Here is a 22814-nt window from a genome sequence, read left to right on the forward strand (position 1 = left end):
GAAATATCCCCGCCGGAGGCATGAAATCTCTGGTGCCCGCCCCGCAAAGGACAAAAACGATGATCCCCACCTCCTACCCGTCCGCCGAGGAAATCGCCCGCCTGACCGCGCGCATGCTGCTGGAAATCGGTGCGGTGCATTTCAACGCGGACGAGCCCTTCACGCTGGCCAGCGGCCTGCCCTCGCCCACCTATATCGACTGCCGCAAGCTGATCTCCTATCCGCGCATCCGCGCGACGCTGATGGATTTCCTGACCGTCACCGTGATGCGCAACGCCGGGTTCGAGGCCTTCGACAACGTCGCTGGCGGCGAAACGGCGGGCATCCCCTTTGCCGCGCTGGTGGCCGAACGCATGGCCCTGCCGATGACCTATGTGCGCAAAAAGCCCAAGGGCTATGGCCGCAACGCCCGGATCGAGGGCGACATGAGCGAAGGCCAGCGCGTGCTGCTGGTCGAGGACCTGACCACCGATGGCGGCTCCAAGCTGAGCTTCGTCGACGCGATCCGCGACACCGGGGCCACCTGCGGGCATACGGCGGTGATCTTCTACTACGGCATCTTCCCCGAAACCGAGAAGACACTGGGCGATCATGGCGTGGCGCTGCACCACCTGTGCACATGGTGGGATGTGCTGGCCGAGGCCCGCGCGCAGGGCGCATTCGACGACGCCACGCTGAACGGCGTCGAATCGTTCCTCAACGATCCTCGCGCCTGGCAGGCTGCACGCAGTTAGGCCGCGCCGGAACGAATCGCTCATTCCTTGTGCAGGCGCGGGCCGGTCGGCTGCTCAAAAAAGCGGGGCTGCGTCCTATTGGCAACGCCCTGCCGGAGGCCCGCGAGCCCAAACACAAGATATTGACGCACCCACCCGCAAAAGGGCAATATGAGCCACTGAAACTTATCCACAGGCCGTCCACAGCTTTGTTCCACATTGCCCGCCCGCACCGGGCGGCGCTATGACCGGACCTCAGCAGGATCGGGGGAGAGCATGAACGAGGTCACCAGCTTCAACGCCACAGGCACCGAAGTCGAGAATACGGAGACCATGCCGCACTCGATCGAGGCCGAGCAACAGCTCCTCGGCGCGCTGCTGACCAATAACGACGTGTACGATCGCGTCGCCTCGATCATCCAGCCGCACCATTTCTACGACCCCGTTCACCAGCGCATCTATGAAACCGCCGTGGCGCGGATCGCCAAGGGCAACCTTGCCTCGCCGGTGACGCTCAAGGCGTTTCTCGAAGACGATGAGGGCCTCAGGGAACTGGGCGGCCCGGCCTATCTGGCGAAACTCGCGGGCGCGGCGATCAGCGCCTTCGCGGTGCGCGATTACGCCCAGATGATCCACGACACGGCGATCCGGCGCGAACTGATCGGGCTCGGCCATGACATCGTCGGCAAGGCCACCCGCGCCGAAGTGGAAAGCGAGCCGCGCGACCAGATCATCGAGGCCGAGCAGAAGCTCTACAAGCTCAGCGAACAGGGCCAGTCCGAAAGCGGCTTCCAGTCCTTCCTCAAGGCGGTGACCGACGCGGTGAACGTGGCCAATGCCGCCTATCAGCGCGAAGGCGGGCTGGCGGGCGTGTCCACCGGGCTGATCGACATGGACAAGAAACTGGGCGGCTTGCACAAATCCGACCTTCTGATCCTGGCCGGTCGCCCGTCGATGGGCAAAACCTCGCTGGCGACCAACATCGCCTATAACGTGGCCAAGGCCTATCGCAAGGGCACCCTGCCCGATGGCACCGAAGGCACCGTCGATGGCGGGGTCGTGGGGTTCTACAGCCTTGAAATGAGCGCCGAGCAGCTTGCGGGCCGGATTCTCGCCGAGGCCTCGGAGATCTCGTCGCACAAGATTCGTCAGGGCGACATGGAAGAAAGCGAATTCCGCCGCTTCGTCGATGCCGCCAAGGAGCTGGAATCCTGCCCGCTCTTCATCGACGACACCCCCGCCCTGCCGATTGCACAGCTTGCCGCACGGGCGCGGCGGCTGAAACGCACCCACGGGCTGGACCTGCTGATCGTGGACTATCTGCAACTGGTGCGCGGCACCTCGGACAACCGGGTGCAGGAGATCGCGGAAATCTCGATGGGTCTCAAGGCCATCGCCAAAGAGCTGAACATCCCCGTCATGGCCCTGTCGCAGCTGTCCCGCCAGGTCGAAAGCCGCGACGACAAGCGCCCGCAACTCTCGGACCTGCGCGAATCCGGGTCGATCGAACAGGATGCCGATGTGGTGATGTTCGTGTTCCGCGAAGAATATTACGTGGAACGCGAAAAACCCTCGGACGAGAAACTCGATGAAATGGCCGCATGGCAGGATCGCATGTCGCGCCTGCACGGCAAGGCCGAGGTGATCATCGGCAAGCAGCGGCACGGCCCCATCGGCACGGTCGAACTGTCCTTCGAGTCGCAGTTCACCCGGTTCGGCAACCTCGTCAAACCCTGGCAGCAAGGTGGCGAACAGGAATTCTGAGCGCGCTCGTCGCCGTTCCCGAGACGATCTGACAGGCATAACGGTGCGACCAACGCGCCGCTTGGCCCCGTCTTGGCGCGGGTCGGGCGTGTTTCCACTTGACCCCTGCCCGCATCCTGTCAAAACCCCTGTCCATGAGTACCGCGACCCTGACGATTGATCTCGATGCCATCTGCGCCAACTGGCGCGCATTGGATGGCCAAAGCACCGGCGAAACCGCCGCTGTGGTCAAGGCCGACGCCTATGGGCTGGGGGCCGACCGTGCGGCGCGCGCATTGGCCAGGGCCGGCGCGCGCACGTTTTTCGTGGCCGTGGCCGAAGAAGGCGCCGCGCTGCGCGAGGCGCTCGGGCCGGGCCCGGTGATCAATGTCTTTTCCGGGCATATGCCGGGCGATGCCGACATGATCGGCGACATGGACCTCGTGCCGATGCTCAACTCGCTCGACCAGATGATCCGCCATGTCGAGGCGCTGCCGGGCCGCCCCTTCGGCGTGCAGCTGGATTCGGGCATGAACCGCCTGGGAATGGAACCCGCCGAATGGGCCGCCACCCGCGAGGTGGCACTCGGCCAGTCCCCGACCCTGCTGATGAGCCATCTGGCCTGCGCCGACGAGCCCGACCACCCGATGAACCGTCAGCAACTCGACTGTTTCCGCGACATGACCGCCGATACCGGCGTGCCGCTGTGTTTCGCCAATACCGGCGGCGTGTTGCTGGGGCCGGACTATCATTTCGACATGACCCGCCCCGGCATCGGCCTCTATGGCGGCCGCCCGTTCGAGGAGGCGCGCCCGGTGGTCACGCTGGACCTGCCGGTGATCCAGTGCCGCGATCTGGAGCCGGGCGAAACCGTGGGCTACGCCAACAGCTTCACCGCCCAAAGGCCCACCCGCATCGCCACCGTGGCGGCGGGCTATGCCGACGGCATCCATCGCGCCATGGCCGCCACCACCCATATGCTGGCCGAGGGCACGCCCTGCCCGCTGGCGGGGCGCATCTCGATGGACCTGATCAGCGTGGATGTCACCGATCTGGGCTACGATCCCAAATCGCTGCAACTTCTGGGGCCGGAACAGGGCGTCGATGTGCTGGCCGACAACGCGGGCACCATCGGCTATGAAATTCTGACCGCGCTCGGGCCGCGCTATGCCCGCCGGTATCTGGGCGGATGAGCGCGATCACCCGCCCCCTCGGCCGCCTCGGGCGGCAGGTTCTGGCCGCGCTGGCGATGGTCGGGCGCGTGGCGATCTTCGCCGCCAACACCGTCACCCACCTGGCCCGTCCGCCGTTTTACGGGCGGGAATTCCTTCAGGCGCTGATGCAGATCGGCTGGCTGTCGCTGCCCGTGGTGGGCATGACCGCGCTGTTCACCGGCGGCGCGCTGGCGCTACAGATCTATGCGGGCGGCGCACGGTTCAACGCCGAAACGGTGGTGCCCTCCATCGTCGCCATCGGCCTCACGCGCGAACTCGGGCCGGTTCTGGGCGGGTTGATGGTGGCCGCGCGGGTGGCCTCCAGCATCGCCGCCGAGATCGGCACCATGAAAGTGACCGAACAGATCGACGCGTTGGTGACCCTGTCCACCAACCCGATGAAATACCTCACCCTGCCCCGCGTTCTGGCCGCCACGCTGGCGGTGCCGGTGCTGGTCGGCGTCGGCGACGTGATCGGCATCATGGGCGGGTTTCTCGTGGGGGTCGGGCGGCTCGATTTCGGCGCGGGCACCTACCTGCACAACACCATCGACTTTCTCGAAACATGGGATGTGGTCTCGGGGCTGATCAAGGGGGCCGTGTTCGGCTTCATCGTGGCGCTGATGGGCTGCTATTACGGCATGCAGTCGGGCCGCGGCGCACAGGGCGTGGGCCGCGCCACCAAGGCCGCCGTGGTCGCCGCCAGCGTTCTGATCCTCGCCTCGAACTACATCCTGACAGAACTGTTCTTTTCCGCATGATCGAACTCAAAGACGTTCATAAGGCATTCGGCACCAACAAGGTGCTCCAGGGGGTCGACCTGACCATCCCGACCGGCACGTCGATGGTGATCATCGGCGGCTCGGGCACCGGGAAATCCGTGGCGCTGAAATGTATTCTGGGGCTGATCCGGCACGACGCGGGCGAGATCCTGCTCGATGGCAAGGACGTCACCAAAGGCGACCGCGACGCGTTTCTGGCGCGTTTCGGCATGCTGTTTCAGGGCGGCGCGCTGTTCGATTCCCTGCCGGTGTGGCAGAACGTGGCCTTCCGCCTGCTGCGCGGCTCGCTCAAGCGGCCAAAGGACGAGGCGCGCGAGATCGCCATCGAAAAACTGCGCCGCGTCGGGCTCAAGCCCGAGCAGGCCGATAAATTCCCCGCCGAACTGTCCGGCGGCATGCAAAAACGCGTCGGCCTCGCCCGCGCCATCGCCGCCGAGCCGGAAATCATCTTTTTCGACGAGCCCACCACGGGGCTCGATCCGATCATGTCGGGCGTGATCAACGACCTGATCCGCGAAATCGTGGTGGAAATGGGCGCCACCGCCATGACCATCACCCACGACATGACATCGGTGCGCGCGATTGCCGACAACGTGGCGATGCTGCATGACGGGGTGATCAAATGGACCGGCCCGGTGGCCGAGATGGACGCCTCGGGCGATCCTTACCTCGATCAGTTCATCCACGGCCGCGCCGAAGGCCCGATCGAGGCGGTGCGCTAGGAAAATCCGGGGCCCACACGCCCAAGAGCAACGGCAGGTTCGCCTTGGGGCTCGCGCGCGAACCGGATTGCAGACGATCCGGGGATGGATCTGACGAGTGTTGCCTGGATCGGCTTCGGGCGATCTGACATGCCGCGGTGGCATAAATCCGGTTCCGGCTTGGCGGAATACTCCAGACACGGATCAGGGGCTTTGCCCCCGGCGCATAACCGGGTAATCCGGTCCCATGCTCAAATACGCCAACCTCGCCCTGCTTGTCCTCTTTCCCATCGCGTGGTTCGCGCCGCTGATCCGGGCGGGGCTGAACCTGCCGCTGTTCGGCCTCAGCGAGATCAGCGTCGTCTCGGGGCTGCAAAGCCTCTGGAAAAGCGACGTGGTGCTGGCGCTGATCGTCACCGTCTTCGCCCTCTTCGCGCCCTATCTGAAAACCATCGGCCTTGCGCTGATCCATTTCGGCCTGCTGCGCCGCAAGGTGCTCCCGGCGCTGCAAATCCTCGGCAAGCTGGCAATGGCCGACATCTTCCTGATCGCGCTCTATATCACGATCTCCAAGGGCATCGGGCTGGGCCGGATCGAGGTGGCCTGGGGCCTTTACCTGTTCACCGGCTGCATCCTGGCCTCCATCGCCATCGGCCAGTTGACCGGACGGCGACGCGCAGGGTAAGCGCCGCCACCGTTCAGTTGCGGTCGCGCTGCACCCATTTCCAACCGGTCAGCATCGGGCGCACCAGATCTTCGCGCTTCCAGACGCGGTAGAGGGCGATCGCCGCCAGGTGCAGTCCGACAAGAATCAGGATCAGCGTGGCTCCGGTATGGTGCCAGCCGACGGCCGCCTTGCGCGTCGACGCATCGACGTAGGAGGCCAGCGGCCCCACGTTGATGTAATCGTCCGGATCGGCCACCAGGCCGCTGCCCACCTGCCAGACCAGCACCGCCAGCATGGCGATGACCGACCAGCCCCCCAGAGGATTGTGCCCCGGCCAATAGCTGGGCCTGCGCAGGTGCAGGCGGGCGGCATAATCCGCGAACCGGCGCGGACCGGCAACGAAATGCGAAAACCGCGCGGGCTCCGGCCCGACAATGCCCCAGACCAGCCGAAAGGCCAGAAGGCCGATCACCACATAGCCCGACCAGAAGTGCAGCCACATGTTGGCGGGGCCGAACTCTCCGGTGATCCACGAAACCACGACGCAGAAGGCCAAAAGCCAGTGGAACCCGCGCAACAGCGGATCCCACAGCTTGACCCGTTCCACCCCGTCACGATCGGGCGAGGACGCGGGTATCATTTCTTGCGGTAATTGTCGTGGCAGGCCTTGCAGGTGCCGCCCAGTGCCTGGACGACCGGGCCGACATTGTCCTGCCCGCCGCGCACCGCATCGCCCGCGCCCGCAGCCGCCTCGGCGAGGTCGGCGTGCTTGGCCACCACGCCGTCCAGCTCGCTCCATATCTTCGGCAGCGCCTCGCTCTCTTCCAGGTCGTCCGAGGACGTGCCTTGCGGGAAATGGAAACCGAGGTTGTAGCGCGACAGCGTCTCGATGTTCGACGCGTGCATCGCGGCACGATCCTCGTCATAGGGGATATCGCCTTTGGCCATGCCGGCAAGCACCCCCATGTTGGCGCCGAGCATCTTGAAATAGCCCTGACGGGCCTCCATCGCGGATACTTCGGGGCTGTCGTCCTGGGCCATAGCGGGAAGGGAAAACGCCGCAGCAACGGCGGAGAACATGAGAAAACGCATGGTAAACCTCATCAATCACGAAAACGTACGCAACGCTTGCACATCCGCCGAACATATGCAAATCGGACAATTTGTCCCGGGTCCGGCCCCTTACCGCGCAGCGGGTTGCGTTTAGCCTTTGACGCCCCCCCGAGGCTGGGGCATCAAGGCGGCATGGCGAAACTCAATACCTTCACCTGCTCGGCCTGCGGAGCCTCGTTCTCGAAATGGTCGGGGCGTTGCGACGCCTGTGGCGAGTGGAACACCATCATCGAAGAAGCGCCGCTGTCCGCCGGTCCCGCCTCGAAATCGCTGGGCGCCAAGCGCGGCACGCCGATCACCCTGACCGATCTCTCGGCCAGCGAAACCCCGCCACCGCGCACCGCCTCGGGGATGGACGAACTCGACAGGGTGCTGGGCGGCGGGCTGGTTCCGGCCAGCGCGATCCTCGTGGGCGGCGATCCGGGCATCGGCAAATCCACCCTTCTGCTGCAAGCCGCCGCGCGTTTCGCACAGGCGGGGCTGAAAACCTTCTACGTGTCCGGCGAGGAAGCCAGCGCACAGGTGCGGATGCGCGCGCAGCGTCTCGGGCTGGCCGATGCGCCGGTGAAACTGGCCACCGCCACCAGCCTGCGCGACATCCTGACCACGCTGGAAAGCGAAGCCCCCGATCTGGTGATCATCGATTCGATTCAGACGGTCTGGGCCGATAACGTCGACAGCGTGCCGGGCAGCGTCAGCCAGGTGCGCGCCGCCGCGCACGAGTTGACCACCTTCGCCAAGCGCAAGGGTGCCTCCGTCGTCATGGTCGGCCATGTCACCAAGGAGGGGCAGATCGCCGGGCCACGCGTGGTGGAACACATGGTCGATACCGTTCTCTATTTCGAGGGCGAGCGCGGCCACCAGTTTCGCATCCTGCGCAGCGTCAAGAACCGCTTCGGCCCCGCCGACGAAATCGGCGTGTTCGAAATGACGGGCGGCGGTCTGGCCGAGGTCGCCAACCCGTCCGAGTTGTTCCTGTCGGGGCGCGGCACCCCCGCCCCCGGATCGGTCGTTTTCGCAGGCATCGAAGGCACGCGCCCGGTGCTGGTGGAAATGCAGGCGCTGGTCGCCCCCACACCACACAGCCAGCCGCGCCGCGCCGTGGTGGGCTGGGACGGCGCGCGCCTGGCGATGATCCTCGCCGTGCTCGAGGCGCGCTGCGGCATCCCCTTTGCCGGGCTCGACGTGTATCTCAACGTCGCGGGCGGCATCAAGATTTCCGAACCGGCCGCCGATCTGGCCGTCGCCGCCGCGCTGCTGAGCGCGCGCGAGGATACCAGCCTGCCGACGGAAACCGTGGTTTTCGGCGAAATAAGCCTGTCCGGCGCCCTGCGTCCGGTCGGCCAGACCGAAAACAGGTTGAAAGAAGCGCGAAAACTTGGTTTCACATCAGCAATTGTGCCATCGGGCGGCAAACCCGGCGGCGACGGTGGGCTGGCACTCACCCGCATGGGCGATCTGACCGCCTTTGTCGGGGACGTGTTCGGCGCAGGATAAAAGCCGCAAGGGACAGGACATATGGAAGGTTTCACCATCATCGACGGCGTCGTGGCGCTGGTAATCGTCTTGTCGGCGCTGCTGGCCTATTCGCGGGGTCTCGTGCGCGAGGCGCTGGCCATCGCGGGCTGGATCGTGGCCGGTATCCTGGCCTTCATCTTCGCCCCGCAGGCCGAACCGCTGATCAAGGAAGTGCCCGTCGTCGGGGATTTCATCGCCGACAGTTGCGAATTGTCGATGATCGGGGCCTTTGCGGCCGTGTTCGCCGTGGCGCTGATCGCCGCCTCGCTGATCACGCCGCTGTTTTCCTCGCTGGTGCAACGCTCGGCGCTCGGCGGGCTGGATCAGGGGCTCGGCTTCCTGTTCGGCGTGGCGCGCGGCGTGCTGCTGGTGGCCATCGCCTATTTCGTCTATGAAACCGTCGTGACCAGCCAGAGCATCGCCGCCATCGACGACAGCCGCTCGGCTCGCGTGTTCAGCCGCATGACCGAAAAGGTGCAGGACGGCAACCCGCAACAGGCGCTCGGCTGGATCACCCTGCAATACGAAGAACTGGTCAGCGCCTGCGACGCCCCCGCCGATGCCGCCGATCCCGCTGCAACACCCGAAACGACCACGACCGACGGCAACTGACCGGCCCGCCCCCGGCCCGCGATGAAGGACGCGCCATGATCAACACGCCCTTTCCGGCCTTCTTCCTCATCATCGTCGCCGGGGCGGCCATCGCCCTGCAATCGCCCCTCAACGCCGCGCTCGGCCGCCATATCGGCAGCAGCCTCGGCGCGGCCACGATCTCGTTCGGGGTGGGCTTTGCCCTGCTTCTGGCGATCACGCTGGCCTCTGGCGACGGCGGGCGGCTGCTCGACGCGGCCCATGCCCCGCGCCTTCTTCTGACCGGCGGTCTTCTGGGCGCGTTCCTCGTCTGGGCCACGCTGGCCAGCGTGTCGGTCCTTGGCGTGCTGACCATGAGTTCGGTGCTGATCCTCGGGCAGATCGTCGCGGCGCTCGCCATCGACCATATGGGCCTCTTCGGACTGGTCGCGCGCGAGGTCTCCCTGACCCGGCTCATGGCCGCCGGTCTGGTCGCGGCGGGCGTGGTCCTGTCGCGCTACTAGGATCGCCCGGAAAACATGCGCCGTCAGCCCCGTGTCTGGCCGTGACTGACATTCGTGTGATAGTTTCGTGACATACCCGCCCTCAGCCACTAAGTAGGGCACGAAAGAGACAGACCGGGATTCGGAGACGCCCCTTGTCCAAACACATGCCCCCTGCCCATCCGTTCGACGACGACAAGTTGAAAGAAGAATGCGGCATCTTCGGCGTGATCGGCCTGACCGACGCGGCGAATTTCGTGGCCCTCGGGCTGCACGCCCTGCAACATCGCGGACAAGAGGCGGGCGGCATCGTCTGCCACGATCCCGAGCAGGGCTTCAACAGCGCCCGCCGCTTCGGCTATGTGCGCGACAACTTCACCAAGCAATCGCTGATGGAAACCCTGCCCGGCCCACTGGCCATCGGGCATGTGCGCTATTCCACCGCCGGCTCCAAGGGGCCGACGCAAATCCGCGACGTGCAGCCGTTCTTCGGCGAATTCGCCATGGGCGGCGCGGCGATCGCCCATAACGGCAACATCACCAATGCCGACGCCCTGCGCCGCGAACTGATCGAGCGCGGCTCGATCTTCCAGTCCAGTTCGGACAGCGAATGCATCATCCACCTGATGGCCCGCTCGCTGCAACGCAATATCCCCGAACGGATGGAAGACGCGCTGCGCCGGGTCGAAGGCGCGTTTTCCGTCGTCGCCATGACCCGCACCAAGCTGATCGGCGTGCGCGATCCGCTCGGCGTGCGGCCCCTGGTTCTGGGGCAGGTCGGCGACGGCTGGGTGCTCAGCTCGGAAACCTGCGCGCTCGACATCATCGGCGCCAAGTTCGTGCGCGAGGTGGAGCCCGGCGAAATGGTCGTGATCTCGGACAACGGCGTCGAAAGCCACTTCCCCTTCCGCCCGCAATCGCCGCGCTTCTGCATCTTCGAACACGTCTATTTCTCGCGCCCCGATTCGATCATCGGCGGCCGCTCGGTCTATGAAACCCGCCGCCAGATCGGCGTGGAACTGGCGCGCGAAGCCCCGGTCGATGCCGATCTCGTCTGCCCCGTTCCCGACAGCGGCACGCCCGCGGCCATCGGCTTCAGCCAGGAATCGGGCATTCCCTACGCCATGGGGATCATCCGCAACCAGTACATGGGCCGCACCTTCATCGAACCCACCGAGCAGATCCGCAACATGGGCGTGCGCCTCAAGCTGAACGTCAACCGCGCCCTGATCCAGGGCAAGCGCGTGATCCTCGTTGATGACAGCGTGGTGCGCGGCACCACCAGCCGCAAGATCAAGGAAATGATCCTCGATGCCGGCGCGAAAGAGGTGCATTTCCGCATCGCCAGCCCGCCCACCGCGTGGCCCTGCTTCTATGGCGTGGACACGCCGCAGCGGGAAAAACTGCTCGCCGCCACCATGAGCGAAGAGGAAATGCGCGACCATCTGGCCGTCGACAGCCTCAAGTTCATCTCGCTCGACGGGCTTTACCGCGCCGTGGGCGAATCATCCGGGCGCAACGCCAAATGCCCGCAATATTGCGATGCGTGTTTCTCGGGCGAATACCCGGTGGCCCCCTCGGACATGATCGAAAAGGGCTTCGAGGTGAAGGCGGCGGAATAACACCGCCTCACCTGCCCCGCTCCCTCTCTCCACCAGACCGGATAAGCGGTTTGCCGCCCCGTGCCGCATGGCGGTGCAGCGGCTTGCCGCCGACGCCCTGTTCCCCCTGTTTTACCTGCCCGCCACAGGGTCTATAGGCCTTACTCCGATAGTCACCATGCGATACAGGCAGTACCGACACATGGCACAAACCACCGCCAGCACCCCCAGGATTCAATCCGCCGCCACGCAGGAAAACGTCCTGCCCCGCCGACAGGTCGCGCTTCTGGGAACCTTCATGAAACCGAACGGCGCCGAGGCGCTGATTCTCGACAGCCGTGGGCGTCTGCACACCGTCACGCCCGGCGACAGGATCGGGCGCGCCACCATCATCGCCATCGAAACCGGCGCGCTGCACCTGGCCGAAGGCGGGCGCGCCCGTGTCCTGCACATGCCCGGCGAGGGCTAAGGCGTCATCCCGACGGGTATCCCCGGCTCTGGCCCGGACGGCAAGGCCGGGCCGCGCCCGTCCCCTGCACATGAAAACGCCGCCCCGCACGGGACGGCGCATTGCCTCACCGACCGACAGGCTCAGCCCTTCGCGCGATATGCCTCGACAGCCTTCCAGCCGCCCCGGACAACCATCGCGGCAATGGCCGACTTGACCACCATCCCCAGGAGGAACGGCAGCATGCCCGCCTGAACGGCCGTCTCGAACCCGATAAAGGTGCTCAGCCACGCAACACCCGGCACGAACACCAGAAGCGTCACGACCGCCCCAACCACCGTGGTGCCGACCAGACCGCGCGCAAGCCCTTTCTCGGCGGCCAGCCCGGCCAGATACGCCATCGGCACGAACCCGAACAGGAACCCCGCCGTCGGCCCCACCAGCGATGCGCCATTGCCGCCACCGGCAAACACCGGCAGCCCCATCGCGCCCTCGGCCAGATAGGCCAGCAACGTCAACGCCCCCAACCGCGCGCCATAGGTCAGCCCGACAATCAGGATCGCCAGCGTTTGCAAGGTCATCGGCACCGGGTACATCGGCACGCTGACCTGCGCGGCCAGCGCCACGAAAAGCGACCCGCCGAGAATCAGACCGACGGTATTGAGCAGGGTTTGCCGGCCGAGCACGGCCTTGCTGAGAACTCTGTCCTGCGACATGGAATTGTGTCTCCCCGTGTTTATGTCATAGATGGGCGCGACATTTTGGATCGCGGCGGCGGTTGTCAATCAAAGGCACTTGCCATCGCGGCAATCAGGTGAGATTTCCCGAACATGACCGAAACACCGGAACAAAAGATTGCCCTCGTCACCGGCGCCTCGCGCGGCCTGGGTTTCGCGCTCGCCGTGGAACTGGCGAAAACCCACCATGTCGTCGCCGTCGCCCGCACCACCGGCGCGCTCGAGGAACTGGATGACCGCATTCAGGCGGCGGGCGGTCAGGCCACGCTCGCGCCGATGGACATCGCCAATGTCGATGCCATGCGCCAGCTTTGCCGCTCGATCCACGATCGCTGGGGCGCGGTGGCCACATGGGCGCACACCGCCGTGCACGCCGCGCCGCTCGCGCCGGCCGGGCATATGGACGAAAAGGCATGGGAAAAATCGGTCGAGGTGAACGTCACCGCCACGGGCCGCCTGATTCCCTTTGTCACGCCGCTTCTGGGCGATACGGGCCGCGCCCTGTTTTTCGAGGACGACCGCGCGGGCCAGAAATTCTTCGGCGCCTATGGCGCGACCAAGGCGGCCCAGATCGCGCTGGCGCGCAGCTGGCAGGCCGAAACCGCGCGCACCGGCCCGCAGGTGCATGTGCTTGCGCCCCAACCGATGGCCACCGCCACCCGCGCCCGCTTCTTCCCCGGCGAGGATCGCGCCCCGCTGGCCAGCGCCACCGACGAGGCCCGCCGCCTGTTGGCCACACTTGATTAGGCGCGTGCCCCAAACGCTTGCCGCATCTGCCTTGCCCGGATAGACAGGCAGACGAAGCAGGCAAAACAAGGGGTACGGGGCATTGCGCATTCTCATCACCAATGACGACGGGATCAACGCCCCCGGACTGAAGGTTCTCGAAGAAATCGCCACCGGCCTCGCCGGCCCCGAGGGCGAGGTCTGGGTCGTCGCGCCCGCTTTCGAACAATCCGGCGTGGCCCACTGCATTTCCTACACCCGCCCGATGATGGTCAGCCAGATGGGCGAACGCCGCTTCGCCGCCGAAGGCAGCCCCGCCGACTGCGTGCTGGCCGCGATCCATGACGTGATGGCCGATGCCCGCCCCGATCTGGTGCTCTCGGGCGTGAACCGGGGCAACAACTCGGCCGAGAACGCGCTCTATTCCGGCACCCTGGGCGGCGCGATGGAGGCCGCCCTGCAAGGCTGCCGCGCCGTGGCGCTCAGCCAGTATTACGGCCCCGCCGTCAGGGACACCCCCGACCCGTTCGAAGCCGCCCGCCTGCACGGCCTGCCCACCCTGCGCAAACTGCTGGAGTCCGGCATCTGGACCGAAGACGATTACGGCATCTTCTACAACATCAACTTCCCGCCCCTCCCGGCGACCGAGGTCAAGGGCGTCAAGGTCGCGCCGCAGGGCTTCCGCCGCGACATGGGCTTCGGGGTGCAACCCGTCCACTCGCCCTCGGGGCGGCGCTTCCTGTGGGTGACCGGCGCACCGCAACAGCAACCCACCTCACCGGGCACGGATGCCGACATGAACCTCAAGGGCTATATCTCGGTCACGCCGATGCGCGCCGACCTGACGGCCCATGACGCGCTGGAGGCGCTCAAGGCGATAGAATGACCGACGACGCCAGCGATATCGCCGAACGCAAGATGCAGTTCCTGTTCGCGCTGCGCTCCAAGGGCGTGACCGACATGCGCGTGCTGACGGCGATGGAAAAGGTTGATCGCGGCCCCTTCATCCGCGGCTATTTCGCCGCCCGCGCCTATGAGGACATGCCCCTGCCCATCGCCTGCGGCCAGACGATCAGCCAGCCCTCGGTCGTCGGTCTGATGAGCCAGGCGTTGCAGGTCACCCCCCGCGACAAGGTGCTCGAGGTCGGCACCGGCAGCGGCTATCAGGCCGCGATCCTCAGCCACCTCGCACGCCGGGTCTATACCGTCGACCGCCACAAGCGGCTGGTGACCGAAGCCAGCGAGATTTTCCGCGACCTCGACCTGACCAACATCACCGCCGTCACCGCCGACGGCAGTTTCGGCCTGCCCGATCAGGCCCCGTTCGATCGCATCCTCGTGACCGCCGCCGCCGAAGACCCGCCCGGACCTCTCTTGGCGCAGTTGAAAATCGGCGGTATCATGGTGTTGCCGGTGGGGCAGTCCGATACCGTCCAAAGCCTGATCCGCGTCACGCGCACCGAAACGGGCCTTGACTATGACGAGCTGCGTCCGGTGCGGTTCGTGCCGCTGGTCGAAGGGCTGGGGCGCGATGGCTGACGAGTTTGACACGCAGAGGCCCCGGCCAACAAGGGGCGCAGGAGCATGAGGACAAGATCGAGATGACATTCCCCTTCCCCAAAGCGCCGCTTCTCGCGGGCACCGCATGTCTGGCGCTGGCCGCCTGCCAGCAGCCGCTCGATTACGACCTGCGCGGTGCCTTCGGCAATGCCCACAGCACGGCAGAGGCCGCGCAGACCGCCACCACCACCCGCCCGCAACCCGACAGCCGCGGCATCATCTCCTATCCCGGCTATCAGGTGGCCGTGGCCCGGCGCGGCGATACCCTGGCCAGCCTCGCGGCGCGCATCGGCGCCGATGTGCAATCGCTGGCGCAATATAACGGCATGCAAACCGGCGATCCCCTGCGCAAAGGAGAGGTCATCGCCCTGCCCTCGCGCGTGGCCGAACCCGCCGGCGGCCCGATCCAGCCCCCCGGCGAGGTGGACATCACCACCCTGGCCGGCGATGCGATCAACTCCGCCCCGGATACCGCCACCACGGTCCAGAGCAGAACACTGCCCCCGTCGCAAACCGGGGTCGAACCCGTGCGCCACAAGGTCGAACGCGGCGAAACCGCCTATACCATCGCGCGGCTCTATAACGTCTCGGTCCGCAGCCTTGCCGAATGGAACGGGCTCGGGGCGGACTTCGCGGTGCGCGAAGGGCAGTTCCTGCTGATCCCGGTCGCCCAGGCCGACAGCGACACCGCCCAACAAACCGCAACGACCGCGGTCACCGCTCCCGGCGCCGGATCGCCCACACCCGAACCGCCCTCGGCCTCCACGCCGCTGCCCGAAAAGGACACGACACCGGCGGCCAAACCCGTGCAAACCACCAGCGCCCCCGATCTGGGCGCCACCCAGACCCAGACGAATTCGGGCGCGCGCATGGCCTTTCCGGTGCGCGGCGACATCATCCGCGATTACGCCAAGGGCAGGAATGACGGGATCGACATTTCCGCCGCCGCGGGCACGCCGGTGGGCGCCGCCGCCGACGGTGTCGTGGCCGCGATCACCGAAGATACCAACGGCATCCCGATCATCGTGCTGAAACACCCCGACAACCTGCTGACGGTCTATTCCAACATCGCCAATGTCACGGTGAAAAAGGGCGATAGCGTCAGGCGCGGCGGCAAACTGGCCGAGATTCGCCGCGATGGCGCGGCGGCCCTGCATTTCGAGGTGCGCGACGGCTTCGACAGCGTCGATCCCAACAACTACCTGAACTGACCCGCACAGGCATCACGAGGGGTTCAAGCCCCTCGTGCTCCACAGAGTATTGTCGCCGGGAAGAAGCCCCCGATCAGAGCGCGACGCCGCGCCGCCCCGCGAGATCGGTGAAATACTGCCACGCCACCCGGCCCGAACGCGCGCCGCGCGTGGCCTGCCATTCGATCGCCTCGGCACGCAGGGTTTCGTCGTCGATCTCAATGCCATGGGCATCGCAATAGCCCCGGATCATGGTCAGGTATTCGTCCTGATCGCAAGGGTGGAAACCCAGCCACAGCCCGAACCGGTCCGACAGGGAAACCTTTTCCTCGGTCGCCTCCGACGGGCTGATCGCCGAGCCGCGCTCGTTCTCGATCATGTCGCGTGGCATCAGGTGACGGCGGTTCGAGGTGGCGTAGAACACCACGTTCTCGGGTCGCCCTTCAATCCCGCCATCCAGCACCGCCTTGAGCGACTTGTAATGCTGGTCGTCATGGCTGAAGGACAGGTCGTCGCAGAACAGGATGAACCGCGCCTCGCTGCCGCGCAGATGGTTCAGCAGGCGCGACACGCTCGGCAGGTCCTCGCGCTGCAATTCGACGATCTTCAGCGGCAGGTCTTCGGCGCGCACGGCGGCATGCACCGCCTTGACGAGGCTCGATTTCCCCATGCCCCGCGCGCCCCACAGCAACGCGTTGTTGGCCGGCAGGCCCCGCGCGAACTGGCGGGTATTCTCCAGCAGCGTATCGCGCGAACGATCCACCCCCACCAGAAGCGACATGTCCACCCGGTTCACCTGCGGCACAGGCTCCAGCCGGTCGGGCTCCACATGCCAGACGAAGGCGTCGGCAGCGTCGAAATCCGGGGCGTTCAGCGGCGCGGGCGACATGCGCTCCAGTGCCGCGGCGATGCGCTCAAGCGGGTCGCTCACTTGGAATTGTCCTTATCGTCGTCTTCATTATCGAACTCGTCCAGCAAGGGATCGTCGAACTCTTCCTCGCCATACGGGTCGCTGTCGTGATGCGCGGCCGTGTCGGGTTCGGCACCGGCACCGGCCTCTTTTGCCGCGTCCTCGTCCTCATCCTCGTCAAACCACAGCCCCTCGGCGCGCAACTGCGCCTCACGCTTGGTTTCGACCCGGCGCACCAGCCAGATGGAAATCTCGTAAAGCCCATAGACCACCACGAACAGGATCACCTGCGTGATGACATCGGGCGGCGTCACCAGCGCGGCCAGCACCAGAATGCCCACCACCGCGTATTTGCGCACATTGCCCAGACCTTCGGCACTGACCAGCCCGGCCTTGCCCATCAGCGTCAGCAACACGGGCAGCTGGAAACACAGGCCAAAGGCCACGATGAACTTGATCGTCAGGTTCAGATATTCCTGCGCCGAGCCCTGGAACACCACGCTCAGCGGCGCGGCGTTCTGCGGATCGCCCGCCGGCAGCGCCTCGCCGCCCTGCCCGAATTGCTGGAATCCGAGGAAAAAGTCATAGGCCAGCGGGGTGACCACATAAAACGCGAATGCCGCGCCCAGAACGAACATGAACGGCGAGGCGATCAGGAACGGCAGGAACGCGCCCTTTTCCGATTTATAAAGCCCCGGCGCCACGAACCGCCACAGCTGGTTGGCGATGAAGGGAAACGACAGGAAGAAGCCCCCCAGCAGCGACACCTTGATCGCCACGAAGAACCCTTCCTGCGGCGAGATGAAGATCAGGCCGCAATCCTGCCCGCGGCTGGCCAGCACCTGACACAGCGGCGCGGTCAGGAAGTTGAAGATCGGCGTCGCCACCGTGAAACAGATGATCATGCCGATCAGGAAGGCCACGACCGATTTGATCAGCCGCGAGCGCAGCTCGGTCAGGTGCTCGATCAGCGGTGCCGAACTGTCTTCGATCTCGTCAGAGGGGCTCATGCCTTGCTGTCCTCGGCAGTATCCGTCGCAGCCTTGCCCGCATCCTCCGTGCCGGATGCGTCCTCTGCGGCGGCGGCCTTCGCCTGCGCGGCTTCTTCGGCGGCGCGGCGTTCAGTGGCCTTTTCGGCGGTCCTGGCGCGGATCTTGTCGGCCTGCGCCTGACGTTCCTCGCTCAGCTCGCTTTTCTTCTTGGGGCCGGCCATGGTGTCCTGGGTGAAGGTCGAAGAGGCCTTCTTGACCTCGTCCATGGCGCTGCCCACCGGGTTTGTGGCCTTGCGCAGGCTGTCCGAAACGTCCTTGACCCCGGCCTCGTCGGCGGCGTCGTTCATGGCCTGGCTGAAATCGCGGGCCATGCGCTTGGCCTTGCCCACGAAATTGCCCACCGTCCGGAACATGCCCGGCAGATCCTTGGGGCCAACGACGATCAGCGCGACGATGCCGATCACCAGCAGCTCGGTCCAGCCCAGGTCGAACATCTAGGGCTCAGGCCTTGTCTTTTTCGTCTTCGGGGGTCACGTCGCGCGCCGTGTCGGCGGCGTCTTCGCTGGCGTCCTCGATTTCCTTGTTGCCCTCGGCAACGCCCTTCTTGAACGAGGTGATGCCCTTGCCCACCTCACCCATCAGCGACGAAATCTTGCCGCGACCGAAAAGCACCAGCACCACCACAGCGATCAGAAGAAGCCCCGGAAGGCCGATATTGTTCAGCATAATGTCTCTCCCATTGTCGGGGCCTGTTTTTGCGCGGCCCCGGCATTTCGTGATCCGTATCTAAGCCCTCTGCGCGCGGGTTGAAAGACGCAATCCCGCCGCAGACCCCACAAATCGGCAATTTCCTCTGCCCGATGACCGGAAAACGCCGTCAATGCCGCGCGACCCGCGCTCTCAGGCCCTGACCGGAAAGGTGAAACACTTGTCGCGCCGGATCATCAGCCACAGCGGCTTGCCGGGCTTGGGCAGGAAGACGTTGGGCACCGTCGCGCGCATGATCGAGCCGTCATGATCCATGCGGAATTCCACAAGGCTTTCGCTGCCCATGAAGCGCGCCCGCCGCACCACGCCGCGCGCCGCCGTGCCCATTTCGATCGTCGGGTCCGGGCCGCGCCCGTTGCGGTCGAAGTCGATCTTGATGTGCTGCGGGCGGATGACGATATCCACCTCGCTGCCCTCTTGCACCCCCGGCGTCAGGAACCGGCCAAAGGCGGTATGCACCAGCGCCCCCTGAACTTTGCCGCGTATCACGTTGATATCGCTGAAAAACGCCACCGCATCCCGATCCACCGGCGCGTTGTAGATGTTATAGGGCGCGCCCTGCTGCACGATCCGCCCGTTGCGCATCAGCGCGATCTCGTCGGCCATGCGCATCGCTTCCTCAGGTTCGTGCGTGACCAGCAGAACGGCGGTGTCCTGTTCGCGCAGGATATCCAGCGTTTCGTCGCGAATCCCGTCGCGCAGCCGGTTGTCCAGCCCTGAAAACGGCTCGTCCATCAGCATGATCGACGGGCGCGGCGCCAGCGCGCGGGCCAGCGCCACGCGCTGTTGCTCCCCGCCGGACAGCTCATGCGGATACTTGCCGCCATAGCTGGACAGCCCGACGCGCTCCAGCAACTCATCGACACGGCGCTGGATATCGGCCTTGTCGCCCGACAGACCGAACGCCACGTTCGCCCGCACCGTCAGATGCGGAAACAGCGCAAAATCCTGAAACATCAGCCCGATATGGCGGCGTTCGGGCGGGATACGGAACGACGTGTCGCAGACAAGGTTGCCATCGACCCAGATTTCCCCCGAATCCTGCATCTCGACCCCGGCGATCATGCGCAGCGTGGTCGATTTCCCGCAGCCCGACGGCCCCAGCAGGCAGGTCACCTGCCCCGGCATCACCTTGAGCGAAACATCGTCCACCACGCGCCGCCCGTCGTAATTGCGCACGAGGTTGCGAATCTCAAGTCTCGGGGTTGCTGACTGCACCTTGGCCTCTTGTCTTTCCGATCAAATTGATCGGATTTTCTTTGACTGGCAGATAGCAACCCCACCGCATTTGCGCAAGAGAGCGCGCCTCACCCGCCCAGCGCCTGCCTGAGATCCGCGATCAGGTCGCCCGCATCCTCGATCCCGACCGACAGGCGCAGCAAGGTGCCGGGAATGCCGCTGTCGGGCTCGATGGTGGCGCGATGCTCGACCAGGCTTTCGACCCCGCCCAGCGACGTGGCGCGATGAAACAATTGCAACCGCCCCGCCACCCCGATGGCACGGGCCGCATCGCCGCGCACCAGAACCGACAGCAGGCAACCGAAACCACCCGTCATCTGCCGCGCCGCCACCTCGTGCCCCGGATGCCCCGGCAGGCCGGGATACCAGACCGCCTCGATCCCCTCATGCGCGTCCAGCGCCTGCGCCACGCGCAGGGCGTTCTCGCACATCCGCTCCATGCGCAGGGGCAGCGTGCGCAATCCCCGCATCAGCAGCCACGCCTCGAACGGCCCGAGGATCGCCCCGCCGTCATGGCGCTCGCGGGCGATCTCCTGCCAGACGCGCGCCGCGCGGTCCCGGCAGGACAGGACACCGGCCACCACATCCGTATGACCGTTCATCGACTTGGTCGCCGAATGCATCGAAATATCCGCACCGAAGTCCAGCGCCCGCGTCAGCACCGGCGAGGCCGCCGTGCCATCCACCGCCAGCAGCGCCCCCGCGCCATGCGCCAGATCGGCGGCGCGCGCGATATCCACGGTTTTCAGCCACGGGTTCGACGGCACCTCAATCCACACCAGATCGGCAGGGGTTTCACAGGCCGCGCCCAGCGCCCCGGCATCGGTGGCGTCCACCTCCTCCAGCGTGATCCCGTGGCGCGCGCAATGGCCCCGCACCCAGGATGTCACGCCCCAGTAGATACCCGATTGCATCACCACGCGCCCCCCGTCCGGCACCGTGCGGAACAGCGCCGTGACCGAGGCCATGCCCGACGGGAACAACAGGCTCTCCTCGGCGCCTTCCAGTTGGCGGATCACCTCCTCGGCCTGACGCACGGTATCGTTCTCGTCACGGCAATACATGTTGCGCGGATGCAGCAAGGCATTGTCCGCCCCCCGCGCATAGGTCGTCGCCACCGAGATACCGGGAATCACCCCGCCATCGCCCGCGTTCAGCGCTCCCGCCGCACGGGCGGCGATGGTGGCGGGGTGCAACCGCTTGTCGCTCATCGATGCTCTCCGTTCCGAAACAACCGCCCCGGCCCCCAGCCTTCGGTGTCTTCGATCCCGCCCAGCCGCAGCACATGCCACATCAGCGCAAGGTTCGAACTGACCACCGGCAGGCCCAGCGCCGCCTCGACATCGTCGATCAGGCCAAAGGTGCGCAGGTTCGTGCAACTGGTGAAAATCGCCTCGACGCCCCCGGCGCGGCCAGTGTCCAGCATCGCGGCGCGGGTGCTGTCCTCGCTGATGCGCGCCACGCTCCAGTCTTCGCTCATGCCATAGCTGGCCTCGGCCACCACCTCGATCCCGTCCTGCGCCAGCAGCGCGCGCACCGGCGCCGAAACCGTATCGACATAGGGCGACACCAGCGCGATCCGCGTCACCCCCAGATGCTTCAGCGCCGCGCGCACCGCGCGGGCTGGATCGGTCACCGGCACATCGGGATGCGCCGCGCGGATCAACTCGCCCACCCGGTCGCTGCCGATCACCGTCGCCCCCGAGGTACAGCCATAGCCCACCGCATTCAGCCCCGCAGGCAGGCGTGCCGCGGTCGAGGTCATCTCACCCTCCATCGCCGCCAGATCCGCGGGCGTCACATGGGCATTCGCCGGAATGCGCGCATGCAGCAGGTTCACCTCGCGCCCGTCGATCACCTGCCGCGCCTCGTATTCCAGCGTTTCATCGGTGCTCAGAACGATCAGGCCCAGCCTGCGGCCCCGCCCGGCCCCCTGATCCAGCTCGTAAGGTATCATGCGCCTCCTCCTCCCATCGTCCGGATGGCGTGCGACGGGCGGCTGATCGTGCCCCCCGACACGCCCGCGCGCACGCCCGTCGTGCCGGGGCAGGATGTCGGCAGCCCCCGCGCCACGCGCACCGCCAGATGCGCAAATGCCTGCGCCTCCAGCATGTCGCCATCGAGCCCCACGGCCTCCACCGGCTCCACCGGGCAATCCAGCGCCACGCGCAGCATCTCCATCAGCACCGGGTTCTTGCGCCCGCCCCCGGTGACCAGCAACCGCTCGGGCGGCTCGGGGCAATGCTCCATCCCGCGCAGCACGGCGGCGGCGCTCATCCCGGTCAGCGTGGCCACCGCGTCGGCATCGTCCAACTCCTCCACCAGCGCGATCATGTCCCGGAACGCATCGCGATCCAGCGACTTGGGCGGCATCCTGAGGAAATAGGGCTCGTCCAGGAACAGCTCCAGCGCCCCCTGCACCACCTCGCCCCGCCGCGCCAGCGCGCCGTCCCGGTCAAAGGGCTGGCCGCGCCGCGCCATCGTCACATCGTTGATCGGCGCATTCGCCGGCCCGGTATCGAAAGCCAGCAGCGCGCCCTCCTCCTCGGGGCGGTCCCTGCGCGGGTCCACCCATGTCAGGTTGCCCACCCCCCCGAGGTTCAGAAACGCCAGCGGCGCGGTCGCCCCCATCCACTGCGCACAGGCGAAATGGTAGAACGGCGCCAGTGGCGCGCCCTCACCGCCCAGCCGTATGTCGGCACTGCGGAAATCCCAGACCACCGGCACGCGCAGCGCCTCGGCCAGCGCATCGCCATCGCCCAGCTGATGCGTCCCCCGCCCCTGCGGCTCATGCGCCAGCGTCTGGCCGTGAAACCCGATCAGCCCGACATCCCCGAACCCGCTCAGCGCCTCGATATGCGCGCGCTGCACCACCTCCAGCGCCTCGTCCAGATCGTCCCCCGGCCAGCGGCCCAGCGCGGCGCTCAGCACCGCCTGTTCCTGCGCCGAATACGCCCGGTACACGCTGTCGCCAAAGCCATAAATCCGCTCGCCATCGGTCTCGACCACAGCGGCATCCACCCCATCGAGCGACGTGCCCGACATCGCGCCCAGTGCCCGGATACGCCCCGCTTTCAACATGGCCTTTCCCTTCGCGTGTTCCGTGCCTATACATGCCG

At 66.2% G+C, this 22814-nt stretch carries 26 protein-coding genes; 15 read left to right on the forward strand and 11 right to left on the reverse strand.

All coding sequences use genetic code 11. The features are described from left to right. Positions 1-59: 59 nt before the first annotated feature. The 6 genes from BUB53_RS01875 (at position 60) to BUB53_RS01900 (ending at position 5838) form a co-directional block, all read left to right on the forward strand. The gene (locus BUB53_RS01875) at positions 60-734 is read left to right on the forward strand and encodes an orotate phosphoribosyltransferase (protein ID WP_073032063.1); all 675 of its coding nucleotides are present in this window, start codon (positions 60-62) and stop codon (positions 732-734) included. Positions 735-989: 255 nt separating this feature from the next. Then, the gene (locus BUB53_RS01880) at positions 990-2477 is read left to right on the forward strand and encodes a replicative DNA helicase (RefSeq protein ID WP_073032066.1); all 1488 of its coding nucleotides are present in this window, start codon (positions 990-992) and stop codon (positions 2475-2477) included. A gap of 134 nt (positions 2478-2611) precedes the next feature. Continuing rightward, positions 2612-3649, forward strand: coding sequence for an alanine racemase (gene alr / locus BUB53_RS01885; RefSeq protein WP_073032067.1), 1038 nt, complete (start codon positions 2612-2614; stop codon positions 3647-3649). After that, positions 3646-4431, forward strand: a complete 786-nt coding sequence (locus tag BUB53_RS01890; protein ID WP_073032069.1) for an MlaE family ABC transporter permease — start codon at positions 3646-3648, stop codon at positions 4429-4431. Before alr ends, BUB53_RS01890 begins: the two co-directional genes overlap by 4 nt. Then, positions 4428-5174, forward strand: coding sequence for an ABC transporter ATP-binding protein (locus BUB53_RS01895; RefSeq protein WP_073032071.1), 747 nt, complete (start codon positions 4428-4430; stop codon positions 5172-5174). The genes BUB53_RS01890 and BUB53_RS01895 overlap by 4 nt, the downstream gene beginning before the upstream one ends. A gap of 226 nt (positions 5175-5400) precedes the next feature. Further along, positions 5401-5838 carry a paraquat-inducible protein A gene (locus tag BUB53_RS01900; RefSeq protein ID WP_073032074.1) on the forward strand — a complete coding sequence of 146 codons (438 nt, stop codon included), beginning with the start codon at positions 5401-5403 and terminating at the stop codon, positions 5836-5838. A 13-nt stretch (positions 5839-5851) separates the two neighbouring features. On the opposite strand, the gene BUB53_RS01905 is transcribed toward BUB53_RS01900, so the two are convergent. Together BUB53_RS01905 and BUB53_RS01910 are read right to left on the reverse strand one after the other, a co-directional pair. After that, positions 5852-6460 (reverse strand): cytochrome b/b6 domain-containing protein, encoded by a 609-nt coding sequence (locus BUB53_RS01905; RefSeq protein WP_073032085.1) that lies wholly within the window; start codon positions 6458-6460, stop codon positions 5852-5854. Further along, complete coding sequence (locus tag BUB53_RS01910) at positions 6457-6912, reverse strand: c-type cytochrome (protein WP_084728795.1); 456 nt, start codon at positions 6910-6912, stop codon at positions 6457-6459. The genes BUB53_RS01905 and BUB53_RS01910 overlap by 4 nt, the downstream gene beginning before the upstream one ends. A 153-nt stretch (positions 6913-7065) precedes the next feature. Here BUB53_RS01910 and radA point away from each other — a divergent pair, with 153 nt between their 5' ends. The 5 genes from radA (at position 7066) to BUB53_RS01935 (ending at position 11594) form a co-directional block, all read left to right on the forward strand. Continuing rightward, positions 7066-8430 carry a DNA repair protein RadA gene (radA, locus tag BUB53_RS01915; protein WP_073032087.1) on the forward strand — a complete coding sequence of 455 codons (1365 nt, stop codon included), beginning with the start codon at positions 7066-7068 and terminating at the stop codon, positions 8428-8430. Positions 8431-8451: 21 nt separating this feature from the next. Beyond that, positions 8452-9063: a CvpA family protein gene (locus tag BUB53_RS01920; protein ID WP_073032089.1), complete on the forward strand. Its 612-nt coding sequence runs from the start codon at positions 8452-8454 to the stop codon at positions 9061-9063. Between the two features lie 35 nt (positions 9064-9098). After that, a complete protein-coding gene (locus tag BUB53_RS01925; RefSeq protein WP_073032091.1) occupies positions 9099-9545 on the forward strand; it encodes a DMT family transporter in 447 nt (148 codons plus the stop codon). Between the two features lie 146 nt (positions 9546-9691). Then, positions 9692-11146, forward strand: coding sequence for an amidophosphoribosyltransferase (gene purF, locus BUB53_RS01930; RefSeq protein ID WP_073032093.1), 1455 nt, complete (start codon positions 9692-9694; stop codon positions 11144-11146). Between the two features lie 181 nt (positions 11147-11327). Further along, complete coding sequence (locus BUB53_RS01935) at positions 11328-11594, forward strand: hypothetical protein (protein WP_073032095.1); 267 nt, start codon at positions 11328-11330, stop codon at positions 11592-11594. 122 nt (positions 11595-11716) lie between these two features. On the opposite strand, the gene BUB53_RS01940 is transcribed toward BUB53_RS01935, so the two are convergent. Continuing rightward, complete coding sequence (locus tag BUB53_RS01940) at positions 11717-12289, reverse strand: biotin transporter BioY (RefSeq protein ID WP_073032097.1); 573 nt, start codon at positions 12287-12289, stop codon at positions 11717-11719. Between the two features lie 114 nt (positions 12290-12403). On the opposite strand from BUB53_RS01940, the gene BUB53_RS01945 reads away from it, so the two are divergent. From BUB53_RS01945 to BUB53_RS01960, 4 genes are all read left to right on the forward strand, one after another. After that, entirely contained in the window at positions 12404-13057 is a 654-nt protein-coding gene (locus tag BUB53_RS01945) for an SDR family NAD(P)-dependent oxidoreductase (RefSeq protein WP_073032099.1), read from the forward strand. Positions 13058-13139: 82 nt separating this feature from the next. Next, positions 13140-13922: a 5'/3'-nucleotidase SurE gene (gene surE / locus BUB53_RS01950; RefSeq protein WP_073032101.1), complete on the forward strand. Its 783-nt coding sequence runs from the start codon at positions 13140-13142 to the stop codon at positions 13920-13922. Next, positions 13919-14575, forward strand: a complete 657-nt coding sequence (locus BUB53_RS01955; RefSeq protein WP_073032103.1) for a protein-L-isoaspartate(D-aspartate) O-methyltransferase — start codon at positions 13919-13921, stop codon at positions 14573-14575. The genes surE and BUB53_RS01955 overlap by 4 nt, the downstream gene beginning before the upstream one ends. A gap of 62 nt (positions 14576-14637) precedes the next feature. Then, complete coding sequence (locus BUB53_RS01960) at positions 14638-15807, forward strand: peptidoglycan DD-metalloendopeptidase family protein (protein WP_073032105.1); 1170 nt, start codon at positions 14638-14640, stop codon at positions 15805-15807. 73 nt (positions 15808-15880) lie between these two features. Here the strand turns inward: BUB53_RS01960 and BUB53_RS01965 are convergent, their stop codons facing one another. The 8 genes from BUB53_RS01965 to BUB53_RS02000 form a co-directional block, all read right to left on the reverse strand. Next, entirely contained in the window at positions 15881-16717 is an 837-nt protein-coding gene (locus BUB53_RS01965) for an ATP-binding protein (RefSeq protein ID WP_229709459.1), read from the reverse strand. After that, positions 16714-17706: a twin-arginine translocase subunit TatC gene (gene tatC / locus BUB53_RS01970; protein ID WP_073032107.1), complete on the reverse strand. Its 993-nt coding sequence runs from the start codon at positions 17704-17706 to the stop codon at positions 16714-16716. Before tatC ends, BUB53_RS01965 begins: the two co-directional genes overlap by 4 nt. Further along, positions 17703-18182: a Sec-independent protein translocase protein TatB gene (gene tatB, locus BUB53_RS01975; protein WP_073032110.1), complete on the reverse strand. Its 480-nt coding sequence runs from the start codon at positions 18180-18182 to the stop codon at positions 17703-17705. Before tatB ends, tatC begins: the two co-directional genes overlap by 4 nt. A 7-nt stretch (positions 18183-18189) precedes the next feature. Beyond that, positions 18190-18414 (reverse strand): twin-arginine translocase TatA/TatE family subunit, encoded by a 225-nt coding sequence (locus tag BUB53_RS01980; protein WP_073032112.1) that lies wholly within the window; start codon positions 18412-18414, stop codon positions 18190-18192. A 174-nt stretch (positions 18415-18588) separates the two neighbouring features. Continuing rightward, a complete protein-coding gene (locus BUB53_RS01985) occupies positions 18589-19674 on the reverse strand; it encodes an ABC transporter ATP-binding protein (RefSeq protein ID WP_073032114.1) in 1086 nt (361 codons plus the stop codon). Positions 19675-19763: 89 nt separating this feature from the next. Then, positions 19764-20906: a trans-sulfuration enzyme family protein gene (locus BUB53_RS01990; protein ID WP_073032116.1), complete on the reverse strand. Its 1143-nt coding sequence runs from the start codon at positions 20904-20906 to the stop codon at positions 19764-19766. Continuing rightward, positions 20903-21652 carry a maleate cis-trans isomerase family protein gene (locus BUB53_RS01995; RefSeq protein ID WP_073032119.1) on the reverse strand — a complete coding sequence of 250 codons (750 nt, stop codon included), beginning with the start codon at positions 21650-21652 and terminating at the stop codon, positions 20903-20905. Before BUB53_RS01995 ends, BUB53_RS01990 begins: the two co-directional genes overlap by 4 nt. Beyond that, on the reverse strand, positions 21649-22776 hold the full coding sequence (locus tag BUB53_RS02000) for an anhydro-N-acetylmuramic acid kinase (RefSeq protein ID WP_073032121.1): 1128 nt from the start codon (positions 22774-22776) through the stop codon (positions 21649-21651). The genes BUB53_RS01995 and BUB53_RS02000 overlap by 4 nt, the downstream gene beginning before the upstream one ends. Positions 22777-22814: the final 38 nt, after the last annotated feature.

Source organism: Roseovarius pacificus, from assembly GCF_900142665.1.
Classification (GTDB): domain Bacteria; phylum Pseudomonadota; class Alphaproteobacteria; order Rhodobacterales; family Rhodobacteraceae; genus Roseovarius; species Roseovarius pacificus.